The following is an 18,086-nucleotide window of genomic DNA, read 5'->3' as shown; positions in this document are numbered from 1 at the left end:
GGGGAACGGCGGGTACGGACTTCCGGAATGCCCGCAACGGCACACCTTAAACGCCGTGAAGGCCTCCTTCCCTACGCTCAACGTAGGGAAGGAGGCCTTCACGGAACCACGAACTCAGGACTTCGACAGCCTGTCGAATTCCTCGCGCGGGTTGTTGATCTGGCCGAGCGAGATGACCTCGCGCCGGAACAGGCCACCGAGCATCCAGTCGAACAGGATGCGGATCTTGCGGTTCCACGTCGGCATCGCCTTGAGGTGGTACGCGCGGTGGAAGAGCCAGGCCGGGAAGCCCTTGATCTTCAGGTTCAGCGCGTCGGCGACACCCTTGTGCAGGCCGAGGCTGGCCACCGCACCCAGGTTCTTGTGGTAGTAGTCCTTCGGCTTGCCGCCGCGGATCACCTTGATGATGTTCTTCGCCAGCAGACGCGCCTGGCGAACGGCGTGCTGCGCGTTCGGCGGGCAGGTCGCGGTCGGGTCCTGCTCGGTGCGCGAGAGGTCCGGCACGGCGGCGTTGTCACCGGCGGTCCAGACGTCGGGGTGCCCGACGACCTGCATCGCGGCGGTGGCCTCGACGCGGCCGCGCTTGTCCAGCGGCAGGTCCGAGCTGGCGAGCACCGGGTTCGCCTTCACACCGGCGGTCCAGATGATCGTGTCGGTGTCGAACTCGGTGCCGTCCGAGAGCACGACGTGGCCGTTCTCGAACGACTTCGCCGCTGTCGACAAATAGACTTCGATGCCGCGCTTTTCGAGTTGCTCGACGGTGTACACACCGAGCGTCTCGCGCACCTCGGGGAGGATCCGCCCCGCCGCCTCGACGAGCACCCAGCGGATGTCCTCGACCTTGAGGTTCGGGTAGTAGTTCTCCACCGCGAACCGGGTCATGTCCTCGAGTTCGGCGAGCGCCTCGATACCGGCGAAGCCGCCGCCGACGACGGTGAACGTCAGCAGGCGCTTACGCTGCTCGGGATCGAGCGTGCTGGCGGCCTCGTCCAGCTTCGTCATGACGTGGTTGCGCAGGTAGATCGCCTCGCCGATGGTCTTGAAGGCGATGCCTTCCTCGACCAGGCCCGGGATCGGCAGGATGCGCGCGACGGCGCCGAGCGCCACCACGAGGACGTCGTAGTTCAGCTGCTCGACGTGCCCGTCGGCGGCCTCGACCGTCACGGCTTTGCGCTCGTGCTCGATCTTCGTCACGCGCGCGGTGAGCACGTGGCAGCGCTTGAGCACGCGCCTCAGCGGCACGACCACGTGCCGCGGTTCGATCGCACCGGCCGCCGCCTCGGGCAGGAAGGGGGCATAGGTCATGTGCGGCTGCGGATCAACGACCGTCACGGACGCTTCGTTGGCCCGGAGCATCTTCTGGAGCCCGTACGCCGTGTAGAGCCCGACGTACCCACCACCGAGGACGAGGATCCGTGTCGGTTCCGACTTAACACCAGCCATATTTCTATAGTCGCACCCATGAGCTGAGATCGCTCGTAGACCCCATCCGGCTGTGACCAGCGTCGCCACGGTTTCCGCACCGATTCAGTTCAGGCCGGCCACCGAGGTCGCGGAGGCCAGGACGTCGCACACCATGTCGAGGGTCAGGCGACCGGTCTGGACATTGCGCGGCGACACGTGGTAACAGCCGAAAAGACGCAGGTCGCCGAGTTCCACTTCGACTCCGTGGCCGAACTTCGGGCTGGGCGTCGGCACGGGCCAGCCGGCTTCCGCGAGCACCGGCAGAAGTGCCTGCCAGCCGAACGCGCCGAGCACCACGACCGCCTTCAGCGTCGGCCTCAGCAGCATGAGCTCTTCGGCGAGCCAGGATCGGCAGGTGTCCCGTTCCTCAGGTGTGGGCTTGTTGGCGGGTGGGGCGCATCTCACCGGAGCGACCATCCGGGTCCCCCGCAGTTCTAGGCCGTCGCCGATGTGGGTCGACGTCGGCTGCGACGCGACTCCTACCCGGTGAAGTGCCTTGAACAGGAGGTCACCGGAGGGGTCGCCGGTGAACATCCGGCCGGTCCGGTTCGCGCCATGTGCCGACGGCGCCAAGCCGACGATCGCCAGCGACGCGTCCGGCGGGCCGAACCCGGGCACCGGCCGGGCCCAGTAGGTCTCACCGGCGAAGGCCGCGCGTTTGACCACGGCGACCTCCTCGCGCCACGCGACCAGCCGCGGGCAGGCGCGACAGCCGACGACCTCGGCGTCGAGTTCGGCGAGGGAGCGGAACCTCATAACGCCCCTTTCAGCGCGTCGCGGGCGAGACGGTCGGCGTGCCGCGTCGTCTCCGGCTGACGGAACGCGGGGCACAGCCGCAGCACCTGGCGGCACGCGTTGTCCAACGAGATCTTGTGACCGACGGAGACGTAAACGGGTTTCACGCCGTCCTGGGTACGCAGGACGGCGCCGACGACCTCGCCGTCGTCCAGCAGCGGCGCCCGTGAGCCACGTTCCGCGCCGGGTTCGTCGTGCTCACCGACGAATCTGGTCTTGCCGACCCCGATGGACGGCAGGCCGGTCACGACGCCGACGTGACACGCGAGCCCGAACCGGCGCGGATGCGCCAGGCCGTGCCCGTCGCAGACCAGGAGATCCGGGACGTGGTCGAGCGCGCGGAGGGCGTCGAGCAGCGGGGGCAACTCACGGAAGGCGAAAAGGCCCGGTTCATACGGGAACGACACCTGAGAGACGACGGTTCGCTCTTCCACGACGCGGAATCCGGCCGTTTCGAGCGTGACCGCGGCCGCGGCGATCAGGCCGCTGTCCTCGTCGTAGGCGACGTCCAACCCGGTGACCGTGACGATCTCTTGTGGACAGCGATCCTCGAGATCGACCAGGCCACGCAGGGTTTCCTGGATCTCGATCGCCTGGCGGGGCGTGTTCGGGCGATCATGCGCCGTGACGATGTCCACCCCTACAGACTGCCAGTAAGTTGGGACCATGCCGGACACCAATCCCGATTCGAAGGCCACCGACGAGAAGGACACCCCGTCGGTGGAAACCAAGGTCGAGCCGACCGACGACCTGGTCACCACGAAGCACACGCTGACGCTCAAGCGGCGCAAGCTCGCCTACACCGCCCGGACCGGGCGGATCGTGCTGCGGAAGGAGGTCGTCACCGACGGGAAGTCCGAAGGCCACAAGGCCAAGGCCGAGGTGTTCGTGACCGCCTACACGCTCGACGACGCGGAACCCGGCACGCGCCCGGTCACCTTCGCGTTCAACGGCGGTCCCGGCTCGGCGAGCGTCTGGCTGCACATGGGCCTGCTCGGCCCGCGCCGCGTGCTGTCCGGCGATGTCGACGACCCGGTCGCGCCGCCCTACGGGCTGACCGACAACCAGGAAACCCTGCTGGCGCACAGCGACCTGGTGTTCATCGACCCGGTGTCGACCGGCTACTCGCGCGCGGTGGACGGCGAGAAGGCCAAGGATTACCACGGGTTCACCGCCGACATCGAGTCCATCGGCGAGGTCATCCGGCTATGGGTGTCGCGCGAAAAGCGCTGGCTTTCGCCGAAGTTCCTCGCCGGCGAGTCGTACGGCACGCTTCGCGCGGCCGGGCTGGCGTCGCATCTGCAGGAACGCCACGGGATGTACCTGAACGGGCTCCTGCTGATCTCCTCGGTGCTGGACCTGGGCACCCTGCGGTTCACCGAAGGCAACGACCTGCCGTACTCGCTCTACGTGCCGACGTACGCGGCCATCGCGCACTACCACGGACTCCACGGTGACCGTCCGCTCGACGACGTCCTCGCGGACGCCGAGGACTTCGCGGCCAAGGAACTCCCCTGGGCCCTCGCGCGCGGTGCCCGTCTGTCCACACAGGACCGCACCGAAGCGGTGGCGACTCTCGCTTCACTGACCGGACTGAGCGAGTCCTATGTGGACCGGGTCAACCTGCGGATCGAACACGTTCGGTACTTCACCGAGCTGCTGCGGGACAAGGGTCTCGTCGTCGGCCGGATGGATGGCCGGTTCACCACCTGGGAACCCGACGGCGGCCGCGAGCACATGAGCGACGATCCGTCGATCTCGCGGATCATCGGCGCCTACACGGGCGGGCTCAACCACTACGTGCGCGCCGAACTCGGCTACGAGAACGACCTGCCGTACGAGATCCTGTCGACTGACGTCTTCAAAGCCTGGTCGTACTCCGACTTCGAGGGGCGCTCGGTGTCCTCCGTGGACTCGCTCGCCTCGGCCATGCGGGCGAACCCGCACCTTCGGGTGCACGTCGCCTTCGGTCACTACGATGGCGCGACGCCGTACTTCGCTTCGGAGCACGTTCTCGCGCGGCTTCAGATTCCCGAGGAGCTGCGGGAGAACATCGACACGGCGTACTACCCGGCCGGGCACATGATGTACGTGCACGAGGAGTCGCGGGTGCGGCAGGCGAAGGACCTGGCGAAGTTCATCAAGGCCGCCTCGGGGAAGTAACCCGATCCCTGGTCCTCGTGAGTGGTAAGGACGGTTAGAACCGTCCTTACCACTCACGACAGCGGCTAGTGCCCGGACCGGAGCACAGCCCACGCCCGGTGCAATTCCGCGGTGAGCCGGTCGATCTCACGCCGCTGCGCGGCGACAGTGCTCGCCAGCTCATCGAGGTGACCCACCTGCGCCGCCGCCTCGAACTGCATCTGCAGTACCCGGGTGTACAACGCGATCCGGTTATTCTCCATGGCGGCCAACAAGTTCGACGACGTGTACGGCCGCAGCGCGCGCTGGAGCGCGTCGTCGGGATCCGTCGCCGCCCGGTACAGGATTCCCATCCCGAAGACGGCGGGCACGAGTTCGAACCGCCATTCCGGATGCGCGGCCAGCACGTCTTCGACGGCTGTCAAAACGCCGTTCCGCTCACCGCCGGCGCGCCGGGCGACGGTGAAGGCGCCCAGACCGACGAACCCCGCGGGCGTGAGGTCGTCGTGCCAGACCGTCGGCCCGTCCTCGCTCGCCGGATGCCGGTCTTGCGCGGCCAGCGCGGACGGTTCGTAGTACAGATCCCGCCTGCCCCACGGCCAGAGGACGTCGTGCATCGCGACGACGGAGTCCGGGGCGTGTTTTAGGATCCAGGCCAGTTCCCGTTCGACCACGGCGTAGTTGTGATCGCCGTCGAGCACGTAGAGATCGGCGACCGGCAACTGTGGCAGCACCTCCGGCGAAGGCACGGTGACGAGGTGCAGCGCGTCATGGGCTTTCACCGTCTCCCGCACTCGTTCGGTGGGAGCGGGGTCGACGCAATAGACCTTCGACGCGCCGAGTTCCGCGTAGATTCCGCTGACCTGCCCGGATTCGACACCGACCTCCACGACCGTGCGGATTTCACGCCGGGCGAAGACGACCTCGAAGATCTCCCGGAAAACCGACATCGAGTGCAGCAGCACCGGCGCGTTCCGGGCTTCCCTCGTCTGTGCGTGCGGGTCTTCCCTCGTCCCGACGGCGAAGTCCGTCACCGATTCCTCAGCTTTCTCACCGCGACCCGAGCGGCGCCGACGGCGAGGCCGGCCGGGCCGTGCTCACGCAACTCGTCGCGCACCTTCGCCGACAGCCGCTGTGTGCGACCGGCGGCGGGCATGCGGTGGCCGAGCCCGGAACGCGAACGAGGCAGCATCGCGAACGCGACGGTCAGTTGGAACGAGCTCACCGGCGCTCCGGCGCGGGCCGCCAGCGGCAGCCAGATCGCGGCGAGCGGCGAATGGAACTCGACCATGTTGGCACCGAGCCAGGTGCAGTCCTCGTAGTGCAGTCTGGAGAAGTCTTCGGTCGTGGTCCAGACCAGCGACTGGGGCCGTCCGCCCGCGATGACCCTGGCCTCGATCCAGTCGACGCGCACGAGCGCGGGCCTGCCAGGCACCGCCAGCGCGATCTCCTCGACGTCGACCGCCTGGACGTCCATCCGCGCGAACGACAGTCCGTTGTGGTTGATTCGCACACGGCGGTCGGCGCCATCGAACCACTCGCCCTCGGTGGTGCGGAACCGCACCGAAGTCGCGGAAGGCTCGCCCGCCGGTTCGAACATCGCCGGATCGATGACACCGGTACGCACGGCACGGGCGGCCGCGCCCAGATGCGGATCGGACGCCGCGAGGAGCGCGGGCCAGAACGAGTCCCGCATCCCCAGATCGTCGAGGTCGCTCGGCGACAAATACGGCACTGCCGGGACGAGGTCTTCCGGCAGGACACGGGTGACCATGTCGGAGCCGAAGTTGTCTTCGTGCTCCCAGTTCCCGAACACCGAAGCCTCTTCGGCGGTCGGCAGTTTCAACGCGGAGACCAGGATGTTCGCCAGCCTGTCGCGACCGATGCCGGTCAAGGTCGGCCAGGCACCGTCCGACGCGGCCACGTAGCGGTTCCACTGGTTCTGGAAGGCTCGGATGCCGTCCTGGATGGCGGAGCGCTCGGCGTTCTGCGCGTCGCTTCCGGCGGCGACGCCGAGTACCGGTGTCCCGTCGTCCGTGAAGTCGATGAGCGAACCGCACAGTGCGTTCACCGATTGCTCGAGGACCTCCGGGCTCCGCACGATCGCCCCGACGACCTCCTGCGGATGCCCTGCCTGGCCGAGGAAGCCCTCCGCGCGCAGACCCGCGAGCAGCACCTTCTCCGACCTGTCGTCGGTGGCCAGGTAGAGACCAGCGGGGGCGATGTCGATCCCGGCCAGCCGCAGCACCCTGGCGAGCTGGAGCTGGATGGTGCCGCCCCAGCCGAGATCCACGAGGGTGAGATCGGGGCGATCCAAGGCGCCCACCTCACGCAACGACCGGATCAACCGCTCCCGCGCGGCCGTCGCGGTGACAGCGAGCCGGTTCACCAGATGCGGCGTTTCGGTCAGCGCGACGGCGAGGCGGCCGACGATGTCATCGTTGTCCAAGACCGTGTCGAGGTCCTGCGCGAGATGCGGTACGTCACCGACCCGCAGGTGCAGCATCTCCAGCAGCTGCCGGACCGTCAGCTGATGACGTTTCCGGACGAACTCGTGGATCGAGTGCCGGTCGGCGCTGTCCAGCGCGGCGATCGAGGTGACCTGCCGGGACAACCACACCGGCTTCGCCGTGACGTCCCAGCCGCGCGCCCGAGCGGCGTTCTCGACCAGTTCGGCCAGGAGCTCGCCCTCACGCATCGGGCACCACACCACCGGTGTACCCGCCTCGTGCGCCTTGCGGGCGACCCACTCCGCGAACCCGGTCATCACCGGACCGGTGACCGAAGCCCCATACCTCCAGGCGAAGCGGGTCGACGAAGCGCCGCCGGGCGTGTGCGCCTGCAAGGTCTTCGCGCGGAGACTGGTGATCCCGAAGTCTCCGTGGGCAGGATCGAGATCGGGGGAATACGGCCCGAACGGGTCCTGCGGTTCCCCTTCCCGTTCGAGCAACCTGACCAGGCCCTCATCGGCTCGTTCGTAGTGCACCGTCCGGATGCCGAGTTCACCCGGCACCTCCACGTCTGCGACCGGGTTGTCGCCGACGTGGAGTACCTGCTCCGGCCTGCGGCCGAGGTCCGACAGGACGACGTCCCACAGTCCGGACGCCTTGTCCACGCCGTGCTCATGGGACCGGAAGATCCGGGCGCCCTTGAGCGCCTCCAGCTCGGGCCGGTCGAGCAGGTGTCCTAGCTGCTCTTCGGTGAAGTAGGTGTCGGAGACCAGGACGATCGGGATGTCGTTGTCCTTCGCCAGCCGGATGACCTCGGCGATGTCGAGGTCGACCTCGGTGAGCTCACGTTCCGCGTCGACCTCGGCCTGGACGAGTTCGTCGAGGGTGGCATCGGGAAACAACGAAAGCGGCATGGCCCGCCAAATCCCGAAGAGCGAAACTTCGCTTCCCAGTGCTTCCTGCCCTGTTCGCGAATTGCTTTCAGCCGCAACGCGCAGGCGGCGAAAAGCGGCGTCCGAAATCCATTCCGGACATTTCCCGGCTGCTCGCAGGCGAGCCGCCACCAGCCCGAACACGTCCGCCGGACGCGGAGTCCGGCGCCAAAGAATCGTATCGAAAATGTCGAACGAGACCACGGAGCAGGATCGATCGGCGATTCGCCGAGCGACCTGCTCGAGTCTCAGGTGAGCAGAAACCGCATAGTTATCGACTGTCACGAAACCCCCCAATAGAAGTCTGGGCCCACGGCCGGGAGCGTCACGGCTACCCCGATCACTCTTCGCATCGTCACCCGATCGGGTGACGTTACAGATGGGTATCCGCTCGTTTCGGAGAGCGGCCGCGAAAAAGACGAATCCGCACCACCCTGCGTGGGGGTGGTGCGGATTCGTCCGGTCTGTGCCGATTCGGCCGAGGCCCGAGGATCAGCCTCGCAGGTACTGCGAACCGTGGGTCACGGCCGACCAGGCGTCGACGGCCCCATGGCCGTAGAAGCCGTTGAACGAAGCGTCACCGGTACAGGTCGCGGTGAACGACGCGTCCCGGCCTTCGTCCAGGTAGTCGACGGTCCGCGGCGTCGGGCAGGCGATGTCCGAAGCCGTGCCTTCGAGCACCCGCTGCACCGCGTCCGGGTTCATCCCGAAGTCGCGCGAACCCTTGCCGTACTGCGAAACGATGAGCGCCGCGACACCCGTCGCGTGCGGCGACGCCATCGACGTTCCCTGCAGCCACTGGTAGTAGCCGACGCGGCCGTCGGCGGCGGTCGCCTTCTGGACACCGGCGGCGACACCGTCGGGCGTGATGTTCCCGGCCTCATCGATCATGCCTTCCGCGACGCCGACGTTGCGCGGGTACGCCGAGAGGATCTCGTTCTCAACCGTGCGGTACCACGGGGTGCCGAAGTAGTCACGGAAGTAGCCGCCGGGAGCGGAGACCGAGATCTGCTCGACGCCGTAATTCGAGTAGTCCGCCTTCGCCTGCGACGGGCCGAAGGACGAGACACCGATCGTGTGCGGACCCTCGATGGGCAGCGAAAGGCAGCTGTTGTCGATCTGCCTCGGGTGCGTGCTGTTCGACGGGTAGCCCGGGCTCGACGCGTCCGGCTGCGGCGCGGCGAGGTCGCTGTGCTGGTTGCCCAGCGAGACGACCTGGGTGACGCCCTTGCGGTGCGCGTAGTTCAACGCCCGGGTCGTCGCCTCGATGATGGTGCGCTGCTCCGCCTGCTGTGCCGGGGTGTCCGCGGGGTTCGCGGCGCAGTTGTACAACCAGGGATCCGTGAAGAAGGACATGTTGACGACGTCCACACCGGCGTCGCCGGCGTAGGTGATCGCGTCCACGGTCGGCTGCAGGAAGAAGAAGCCCGAGTCCTGCCCGGCACGGATGTTCACCAGGGTCACGTTCGGCGCGACACCCGAGACGCCGAAGCCGTTCGCGGCGGCGCCGATGGTGCCGGCGACGTGCGTGCCGTGCCCGTTGTCGTCGTGGTCCACCGGGTCCACGCAGCCGCGGTATTCGCACGGACCGTCAACGACGGCGCCGTTGACGTCGGCGACGATGTCCTTCGTGAAGTTCCGCGACGCCGCGCGGTCGAAGTTCGGCGCGATGTCCGGGTGGCTCGCGTCGACACCGGTGTCGATGATGCCGACCTTCACCCGCTTGTCGCCGGGCTGTTTGGTGCGCGAGAGGTCCGAGCGGACCGACTTGAGACCCCAGAGCTGGTCGTCGAGCGGGTCCATGCCGACGGACTGCGACGACGCCGGTTTCTTGGCCGACTTGGCGCCCCGGCTCTCCTTCTCGACGACGTTCGGCTTGGCCGTCGCCTTGCCGTCCTTCGGCGCGGTGCCGATCGGCTTCGCTTTGGCCGTGCCGAAAACCGACCGATCGGCGGAAACCCGTTCGGCGAAACCTTCGGCGGGCGCGGTCGCGGTGATCAGGCCGACCGCGGCGTTGCTCGTCACGACGGTGCCACCGGCGGCACGGATCGCCCTTTCCACCGAAGCGACACTTTGACCTTCACGGGCCAGGACGGAGAATTCCGTCGTGGCACCCGAGAGCTGCGGCTGCGCGGAAGCCGTCGGCGCGGCCACGATCGCACCGAACAGCGGTACCGCGAGCGCGATCACGAGAGATCTGGGCTTTTTCACTTCCTGCCTCCTGAAGAAAACGATTCGTGCAAACTACGTCAGCGATCTCCTCTTATCAACGAAGTCCCTACGAAAGTCAGGGGACGACTGTTTTCTCCTCCGCGAAATGGCAGGCCGACAAATGCCCGCCCGCCCGCGTGATCAATTCGGGTTCCTGATCCGCGCAAATGTCCTCGGCCTTCCAGCACCGGGTGCGGAACCGGCAGCCCGACGGCGGATCCAGCGGGCTCGGCACGTCACCTTCCAGCCGGATCACCTGCCGCTGCCCGCGCAGCGCCGGATCCGCGACCGGCACCGCGGACAGCAGCGCCTGCGTGTAGGGATGCGACGGGTGTTCGTAGATCTCCTCTTCCGTTCCCATTTCCACGATCTTGCCCAGATACATCACCGCGACCCGTGTGGAAAGGTGACGAACAACGGACAGGTCATGTGCGATGAAAACGTAGGAAAGGCCGAATTCCTTCTGCAGTTCGCCGAGCAGGTTCATCACCTGCGCCTGGATCGAAACGTCCAGCGCGGAAACCGGTTCGTCGCAGATGATCACCTTCGGCCGCAACGCCAGCGCCCGCGCGATCCCGATGCGCTGACGCTGCCCACCGGAGAACTGGTGCGGATAGCGGTTGATGTGCTCGGGATTCAGCCCGACGACGTCGAGCAGCTCACGCACCTTCGCCGCCCGCGATCCCTTCGGCGCCACCTCGGTGTGGATTTCGAAGGGTTCACCGATGATGTCACCGACCGTCATCCTCGGGTTCAGCGAGGTGTACGGATCCTGCAGCACGATCTGGATCTCGCGCCGCAGCTTCCTCAGTTCGGCTCCCCGCAACGCGAAGATGTCGCGGCCTTCGAAGGTCGCGAGCCCGCCCGTGGGTTCCTCCAGCCGCATCAGCACCTGGGCCAAAGTGGACTTGCCGCAACCGGACTCCCCCACGACGCCCAGCGTTTCCCCCGGCATCAGGTCGAAGGAGACCCCGTCGACGGCCTTCACGTGCCCGATGGTGCGTTTGAAGAGGATCCCGGCCCGCACCGGGAAGTACTTCACCAGGTTCTCGACCCGCAGAATGGGCTCAGACACGACCGCTCACCACCTCGTCGGCGAAGTGGCAGGCGCTGACCCGGCCGAAGCCGAGGCTGTGCAGGGCCGGCCGCTCGGTCTCGCACCGGCTTTCCGCCCGTGGGCAGCGCGGGTGGAACGGGCAGCCGGGCGGGACGTTCAGCAGGCTCGGCGGCAGGCCCTTGATGGTCTCCAGCGTCTGTCCTTTGAGGTCGAGCCGCGGCAGCGAGGCCATCAGCGCCTCGGTGTAGGGATGCCCCGGCGAACGGAACAACTCGGTGACGTCGGCCTGTTCGACGATCCGGCCCGCGTACATCACGGCGATCCGGTCGGCGACCTCGGCGACCACCGCCAGGTCGTGGGTGATCAGGATCAGCCCCATCCGCCGTTCGGCCTGGATCTCCGCCAGCAGGTCCATGATCTGCGCCTGCACGGTGACGTCGAGCGCGGTCGTCGGCTCGTCCGCGATCAGCAGATCCGGGTCGAGCGCGAGCGACATGGCGATCATCGCGCGCTGCCGCATCCCGCCCGAGAACTGGTGCGGATACTCGCGGACCCGGCGGGCGGCGGCGGGGATGCGCACGATGTCGAGCAGCTCGATCGCCCGCTTGCGCGCGTCCTTTTTGGACATGCCGAGCCGGACCCGCAGCTGCTCCTCGATCTGGAATCCCACGGTGAACACGGGATTCAGCGCGGAGAGCGCGTCCTGGAAGATCATCGCGATCTCCCCGCCCCGCACCTCACGCCGCCGTTCTTCGGTGGCGGTGAGCAGATCCTCGCCGCGGTAGCGGACGGCACCGCCGGTGACGACGGCGGGAGGGCTGTCGAGGATGCCCATCACCGTCTGCGCTGTCACGCTCTTGCCGGAACCCGATTCTCCCAGCACCGCGAGGGTTTCCCCGGCGTGCACGGAGTAGTCGACCCCGTTGAGCACGGTCGCGACGCCATCGGACGTGCGGAATTCGACGTGGAGGTCTTCCACCTCGAGCAGCAATTCGTCGGTCACGGCCGATCACCGGGCCTTCGGGTCGAGTGCGTCGCGGATCCCGTCGCCGAGCATGACGAACGCGAGCACGGTGATGGTGACGAACCCGGCGGGGAACAACAACATGTGCGGGTTCACCCGGAAGTAGTCCCGCGCGTCGCTGATCATCACGCCCCACGAGACGACCGGTGGCCGCACACCGACACCGAGATACGCCAGCGTCGCTTCCGCGCCGATGAACGCGCCGAGCGCGATGGTCCCGTAGACCAGCACCGGCGCGACCGTGTTGGGCAGCAGATGCCGGAACACGATGCGCGGCGTGCTCGCACCGAGGCCGCGCGCGGCCTTGACGTAGTCGAGCTGTTTGGCCACCAGCGTCGCCGACCGCATGATGCGCATCGCCACCGGCCAGCTCAGCGCGGCGATCGAAACGACCACCTGCACGATGATGGTGACCACGCCGGGGTTCGAGCCGGGTGCGTTGAACGTGGTCAGGATGACGATCGCGCCGAGCACGAACGGCAGCGCCGCGAAGATGTCTCCCACCCGCGAGAACAGGCTGTCGACGAGGCGTCCGTAGTACCCGGCGATGATCCCGACCACCGAGCCGATGATGATCGTCAGCACCGTCGCGAAGACACCGACCAGCAACGACGCCCGCGCGCCGTGGATGGTCCGCGCGTAGACGTCGTAACCCTGGTTGTCATACCCGAACCAGGCGTCCGCGGACGGTCCTTCGTTGGCGTGGAGCAGATCGCTGAACCCGGCGGGCCGGGAACTGAACAGGTCGGGCGCGATCGCGATGAGCACGACGAGCGCGATGATCACGGCGGAGATGATGAACGACGGCCGCTTGCGCAACATCCGCCAGGCGTCGCCGCCGAGGCTGCGCGGCTTGTGCGCCTCCGCGGAATCGTCGGCGACGCCGGCGCTCGCGACGTCCACGGAGGACACGCCGCCGGCCACATTGGGGTCAGTCATAACGGATCCTCGGGTCGAGAACGGCGTAGAGCAGGTCGACGATGAGACTCACCAGCAGGTAGACCATCACCAGCAGGACGACGACGCCGGTGACGGTGGCGCCCTCCCGGTTCTGGATACCGCGGAAGATGAGCCCGCCGATGCCGTTGATGTTGAACACGCCTTCGGTGACGATGGCACCGCCCATGAGCGCGCCGATGTCGGTGCCGATGAAGGTCAGCACCGGGATCACCGAGTTCCGGAGCAGGTGCACGCCGACGACCCGGCTGCGCGGCTGCCCTTTGGCGACGGCCGTGCGGACGTAGTCGGCGTGCCGGTTCTCGGCGATGCTCGTTCTGGTCAACCGGGCGATGTAGGCCATGGAAAGACTGCCGAGCGCGATTCCGGGCACGATCAATTCGCCGACTGTTGCGTCCTCGGAGACGCTCGCGTCGATGATGCCCAGTTCCGAACCGAGGACGATCTGGAGCACGATCGCGGTGACGAACACCGGGATCGAGATCAGGAACGTGGTGGACATCAGCACGAGGTTGTCGAGGAAACCCTTGCCGCGCAGGCCGGTCAGAATGCCGGCGGACAGTCCGATGATCGCTTCGATGGCCACCGCGATGAGGGCGAGCCGGACGGTCACCGGATAGGCGTTCCCGATCAGCTCGCCGACCGAGACACCGTTGAAGGTCTCGCCCCAGTCGCCGGTGAACAGGTTGCCGAGGTATTTGAAGTACTGGACGAAGATCGAATCGTCGAGGTTGAACTTCTCCGTCATCATCTCGATGTAGGCGGGCGGGCAGGCGACCTGACCGCATTTGCCGGCGAACGGGTCACCGGGAACCGCCCACACGAGGGCGTAGATGAGGAACGTCGTACCGAAGAAGACCGGGATGAGTTGGAGTAGGCGTCGGAGGATGTACTGGGGCATGGGCGTGCCGTCCTGGGGATCGCGTGGTGGGAGCCGGGGGTCCGGCCGGCCGGGAGCGGTGCGCTCCCGGCCGGCACGACCACGCGATTACTTCGCCGCGACCTCGATGGACGAGTAGTCCGCGAGACGACCGAAGTCGAGCTTCGCGACCTTGAGCCGGTTCGACTTGCCGCCGACACCCTTCTCTTCCCACACGGGGATCTGCGGCAGATCCTTCGCGATGAGGTCCTCGGCCTGCTGGTACAGCTTGATCGCGGCCGCCTTGTCGGCGGTCTGGTCCGCCTGGGTCAGCAGCGCGTCGACGGCCGGGTTGTTGTACGTGGAGTCGTTCGACGAACCGGTGCTCTTGTAGCGCGGGTTCAGGTAGTTCTCGATCGACGGGTAGTCGGCGGACCAGTCGGAGCGGCCCATGCCGGTCAGCTGGCGGTTGTTGACGATGCTGCGCCACTGCCCGAAGTCGGTCGCCGGCACGAAGTCGCATTCGACGCCGAGCGCGTTCTTGATGCTGTTGCACGCCGCGACCAGCGGCTCCTTGCGGCCACCGTCGGCGTTCGACGCGATCGTCAGCTTGCCGGTGTAGCCGGACTTCGCGAAGAACTCCTTGGCCTTCGCCGGGTCGAACTTGCAGAACTCGCAGACGCCGGGCCGGTACCCTTCGATACCGCGCGACACGTAGCCGTCGGCGGGTGTGTAGGTGTCGTTCATGACGGTCTTGACGATCTGCTCGCGGTCGATGGCCAGCGAGATCGCCTTGCGAAGGTCCAGGTTGTTGTAACCCGGGACGTAGTACGGGAGCGCGAGCGCGCTGATGCCGAGCAGCTTTCCTTCGACCAGACGCTCACCGAGGTCGGTCTTGTACTTGCCACCGGCCTTCGCCGCCGGCGGCAGCGCCTCCATGAAGTCGAGGCGGTTGCTCAGCAGGTCCTGGTAGGCGGTCTCCTGGCTGGTGTAGATGCGGACTTCCAGGTCCTTGAACTTGACCTTGTCCTCGCCCTGGTACTCGTCGAACCGCGTGAGCTTCATGTTCTGGTTGGGTGTGCGCGAAACGAACTTCAGCGGTCCGTTTCCGATCGGGGCCTTGGCGAACGCCTCCGGGTCGGCGAAGAACTTGTCCGGCAGCGGCGCGAAGGCGAGGTAGCCGATCTTGGTGGCGAACACGGAGAACGGTCCCTTGAGGGTGACCTGGAACTCGTAGTCGTTCACGACCTTGAGCCCGGACATCTCCTTGACGGCGGGTTCCTTGGCGCTGATCTCGTCGTAGCCCTGGATCTGCTCGAAGAACGACGCGTTCTGCATGCCGTTCTTGCCGTTCGCGCTGTAGTTCCAGGCGTCGACGAAGTTCTTGGCCTTGACCTCGGTCCCGTCGTGGAACTTCCAGCCCTTTTTGATCTTGATGTCGAAGACCTTCGAATCGGTCGTGGTGATCGATTCGGCCATCAGGTTGTACGGCTCGGCGGTGTCGGATTTGTAGCCGACCAGCGCCGAGAAGACCGGCTTGAGGGCCTTGGACCCACCGAGCTCGTTGGTGTTGGCGGGAATCAGCGAGTTCTCCGGCTCGGTGCCGTAGACCGAAACCGACGCGTTGGCGTCGACGGCGCCGGATCCCTTGTTCTCACCGGACCCACCACCTCCACAGGCCGTCAGCAGCAGGGCCGCCGTGGCCACCACCGCCGTCGCTCCCCAGAACCCGCGTGAAGCCCGCATGTCCACTCCAACTCTCGTCGTCGGATAGTCCGGCGAGCGCTGGTCGCGCCCCACCGTCCAGAAGGTGAGACGACGCTATGGGACAGGTGAAGACGATCACAGTGCGTTGGTGTTGCAAATGTGTGACGGTCTTCCGGACCACCCGGTCAGAGCACAACGTTAGTAGGAACCATGCTGCGCCGAACGGCCCAATCCGGACTGGAGGTCACCGCTTGATCACCTAAAGAAATGGCTTCACGTAAGAGAAAACCCGGCTGTCACGCCAAGGACAAGGCGATCCCGTCGAGGATGTCGTGCTCGGAGATCACCAGCTCGCCGGGACCACCGCGCGTGGCGAACTGCTCGGCCAGCACCTGCACGATCACCGAACCGCCGCCGATCACGTCGACCCGGCCCGGGTGGATCACCGGGTTGGCGGCACGGGTCGCGTGGTCGGCCGTCAGGAGCGACTGCGCGACACGGTCGATGTCGGCGTGGGAGAGCTTCGAGAGGTGGGTGCGCTCGGAGTCGTACTCCGACAGGCCCTGCGCCACGGCCGTCAGGGTCGTGACCGTCCCGGCGACACCGATCCACGTCTTGGCGGTGGACACGTCAACGACATCGAAGGCCTCGGTGAGCACCTTGGCGGCCAGCTCACGGGCTTCGGCGATCTCGGCCGCGGTCGGCGGGTCGGACTTCAACGCGCGTTCGGTGATCCGCACACAGCCGATGTCGACCGACTTGGCCGCGATGACCTCGGCCTGACGGCCGTCCCAGGTCCCGACCACGAGTTCGGTCGAGCCGCCGCCGACGTCGACCACCACGAAGGGGCCGTCGTCGGGATCCTGCTCACCGACAGCACCGGTGAAGGACAGCCGCGCCTCTTCGTCCCCGCTGATGACTTCGGCCTCGGTGCCGAGCACCTCACGCGTCATCGCGAAGAACTCGTCGCGGTTGCTCGCGTCACGAGTCGCGGACGTCGCGACCATGCGGACCTTCTCCACGCCCTTGCGGCGCGCGGCGATCGCGTAGTCGGCCAGCGCCTTACGGGTGCGTTCGAGCGCCTCGGGGGCCAGCTTGCCGGTGGCGTCCACCCCCTGGCCGAGGCGGACGATCCGCATCTCGCGGTGCAGATCGCGCAGGTCGACCGTCCCGTCGTGGCGGGAGGTCAGCTCGGCGACGAGCAGGCGGATGGAGTTGGTCCCACAGTCGATCGCGGCAACACGAGGCATACGTTCAGCCTAGTCAATGCCGATCAGGGGGTCTTGGTACCGCTGGTGTCCGCTGACGTCACCGTCGTCGTCGTCGTGGTCGTCGTCGGCGAAGTGCAGGTCGGCGACGACGTCGGTGGAGTCTGGGTCGTGGTCGTCGGACTCGTGCTCGAAGTCGGTTGCGTCTCCGTCACAGTGACCGTCGGGCAGGCCGGCGGCTTCGAGCTCGACGACGATTTCGACGGCGACGAACTTGAACTCGAATTGGTCGGCGGCAACGAACTCGACGGTGGCGGCGTCACCGAACCGGGCGGAGTCGACGGCACCGGAGGCGGCGGCACCGACGCGGGCGGCGGAGCGGCGGCGGCGTTCGGGGCGCCGATGGGCACCTTGCTGTCCGGCGTCGGCAGCACACCCGTGCGGTAGGCCTCGGCCCAGATCAGCACGGTGTTCACATAGGTGTCGGAGTTGTTGTAGCGGAACACGGCCGCGCGCAGCTGGTCCGGTTTGGACAGATCGAGTCCCCCGGAGCACAGGTACCGGCCGGTGCCGAGCGCCGCGTCGAAGATGTTGTTCGGATTGGACTCGCCGTCGCCGTTGCCGTCGGAGGCGTAGCGGGCCCAGGTCGACGGGATGAACTGTGTCGGGCCGACGGCGCGGTCCCAGACCGTGTCACCGTCGAATTCGCCGCCGTCGGTGTCCGGGATGGCCGCGAACGGACCCGCGCCGTTGAGCTGCGGGCCGAGGATCGGCTCCAGAGTGTTGCCCTTCGCGTCGACGTAACCGCCGCGCGCGTGGTTGGACTCGATGCGGCCGATGCTCGCGATCAGCGCCCAGTCGATGTGGCAGCCGGGCTGTTCGGCGATGAGGATGTCGGCGGCGTTGCGGTACGCGGCGAGCGCGGTGACCGGGATGCCGAGCGGTCCGTTGGGGAGTTCGTCCGCGGGGAGGGGAAGCGGCGTCGGCGCGTCCGGCAGGCTGCCGTCGACACCGATCTGCTGGACGAGCGGGTTCTTCGGGTCGTAGCCGCCGACGAGGGCGACGTTGTCGGTATGGACCGTGCTCGCCGTCGCGGCCCAGCTGCCGGCGCCGACGACCGCGGCACCGGCCGGGACGATGGCGAGGACACCTCCGGTCACGGCGGCGATCGTGCGGTGCCGGAGACAGAGTCTCCGGACATGACCGGTCACCGCGCCTGGCACGTGCCTCACGCGCATACCTCAGAACCCTCCCGGCGGATCACGACTCGACGACCCGGT

14 protein-coding genes are annotated in these 18,086 nt (G+C 67.2%); 1 reads left to right on the top strand and 13 read right to left on the bottom strand.

Annotated features, from left to right (window positions below; all coding sequences use genetic code 11):
• Positions 1-114 precede the first annotated feature (114 nt).
• The 3 genes from H074_RS04485 to nfi form a co-directional block, all read right to left on the bottom strand.
• On the bottom strand, positions 115-1,443 hold the full coding sequence (locus H074_RS04485) for an NAD(P)/FAD-dependent oxidoreductase (protein WP_007028829.1): 1,329 nt from the start codon (positions 1,441-1,443) through the stop codon (positions 115-117).
• Positions 1,444-1,527: 84 nt separating this feature from the next.
• Positions 1,528-2,220 (bottom strand): uracil-DNA glycosylase, encoded by a 693-nt coding sequence (locus H074_RS04480; RefSeq protein WP_007028828.1) that lies wholly within the window; start codon positions 2,218-2,220, stop codon positions 1,528-1,530.
• On the bottom strand, positions 2,217-2,897 hold the full coding sequence (gene nfi / locus H074_RS04475) for a deoxyribonuclease V (RefSeq protein ID WP_007028827.1): 681 nt from the start codon (positions 2,895-2,897) through the stop codon (positions 2,217-2,219). The genes H074_RS04480 and nfi overlap by 4 nt, the downstream gene beginning before the upstream one ends.
• A 28-nt stretch (positions 2,898-2,925) precedes the next feature.
• Between nfi and H074_RS04470 the strand changes: the two genes are divergently transcribed.
• The gene (locus H074_RS04470) at positions 2,926-4,422 is read left to right on the top strand and encodes a S10 family peptidase (RefSeq protein WP_007028826.1); all 1,497 of its coding nucleotides are present in this window, start codon (positions 2,926-2,928) and stop codon (positions 4,420-4,422) included.
• Between the two features lie 65 nt (positions 4,423-4,487).
• On the opposite strand, the gene H074_RS04465 is transcribed toward H074_RS04470, so the two are convergent.
• From H074_RS04465 to H074_RS04420, 10 genes are all read right to left on the bottom strand, one after another.
• Positions 4,488-5,435, bottom strand: coding sequence for a class I SAM-dependent methyltransferase (locus tag H074_RS04465; RefSeq protein ID WP_007028825.1), 948 nt, complete (start codon positions 5,433-5,435; stop codon positions 4,488-4,490).
• Positions 5,432-7,765: a hypothetical protein gene (locus tag H074_RS04460; protein WP_007028824.1), complete on the bottom strand. Its 2,334-nt coding sequence runs from the start codon at positions 7,763-7,765 to the stop codon at positions 5,432-5,434. Before H074_RS04460 ends, H074_RS04465 begins: the two co-directional genes overlap by 4 nt.
• A 510-nt stretch (positions 7,766-8,275) precedes the next feature.
• Positions 8,276-9,994 (bottom strand): S8 family peptidase, encoded by a 1,719-nt coding sequence (locus H074_RS04455; RefSeq protein WP_039921449.1) that lies wholly within the window; start codon positions 9,992-9,994, stop codon positions 8,276-8,278.
• 76 nt (positions 9,995-10,070) lie between these two features.
• Positions 10,071-11,069, bottom strand: coding sequence for an ABC transporter ATP-binding protein (locus H074_RS04450; protein WP_007028822.1), 999 nt, complete (start codon positions 11,067-11,069; stop codon positions 10,071-10,073).
• Positions 11,062-12,054 carry an ABC transporter ATP-binding protein gene (locus H074_RS04445; protein WP_038508287.1) on the bottom strand — a complete coding sequence of 331 codons (993 nt, stop codon included), beginning with the start codon at positions 12,052-12,054 and terminating at the stop codon, positions 11,062-11,064. The genes H074_RS04450 and H074_RS04445 overlap by 8 nt, the downstream gene beginning before the upstream one ends.
• A 6-nt stretch (positions 12,055-12,060) precedes the next feature.
• Complete coding sequence (locus H074_RS04440; protein WP_039921447.1) at positions 12,061-13,014, bottom strand: ABC transporter permease; 954 nt, start codon at positions 13,012-13,014, stop codon at positions 12,061-12,063.
• Positions 13,007-13,933 carry an ABC transporter permease gene (locus H074_RS04435; protein WP_007028819.1) on the bottom strand — a complete coding sequence of 309 codons (927 nt, stop codon included), beginning with the start codon at positions 13,931-13,933 and terminating at the stop codon, positions 13,007-13,009. Before H074_RS04435 ends, H074_RS04440 begins: the two co-directional genes overlap by 8 nt.
• Positions 13,934-14,020: 87 nt before the next feature.
• Positions 14,021-15,637 carry a peptide ABC transporter substrate-binding protein gene (locus tag H074_RS04430; RefSeq protein WP_039921543.1) on the bottom strand — a complete coding sequence of 539 codons (1,617 nt, stop codon included), beginning with the start codon at positions 15,635-15,637 and terminating at the stop codon, positions 14,021-14,023.
• A gap of 257 nt (positions 15,638-15,894) precedes the next feature.
• The gene (locus H074_RS04425) at positions 15,895-16,848 is read right to left on the bottom strand and encodes a Ppx/GppA phosphatase family protein (protein ID WP_007028817.1); all 954 of its coding nucleotides are present in this window, start codon (positions 16,846-16,848) and stop codon (positions 15,895-15,897) included.
• 23 nt (positions 16,849-16,871) lie between these two features.
• Entirely contained in the window at positions 16,872-18,044 is a 1,173-nt protein-coding gene (locus H074_RS04420; RefSeq protein WP_007028816.1) for a lytic transglycosylase domain-containing protein, read from the bottom strand.
• Positions 18,045-18,086: the final 42 nt, after the last annotated feature.

This window comes from Amycolatopsis decaplanina DSM 44594, assembly GCF_000342005.1.
Lineage (GTDB): Bacteria > Actinomycetota > Actinomycetes > Mycobacteriales > Pseudonocardiaceae > Amycolatopsis > Amycolatopsis decaplanina.
The sequence above is the reverse complement of the archived record's forward strand: the minus strand, read 5'-3'. Positions and strand labels throughout refer to the sequence as shown.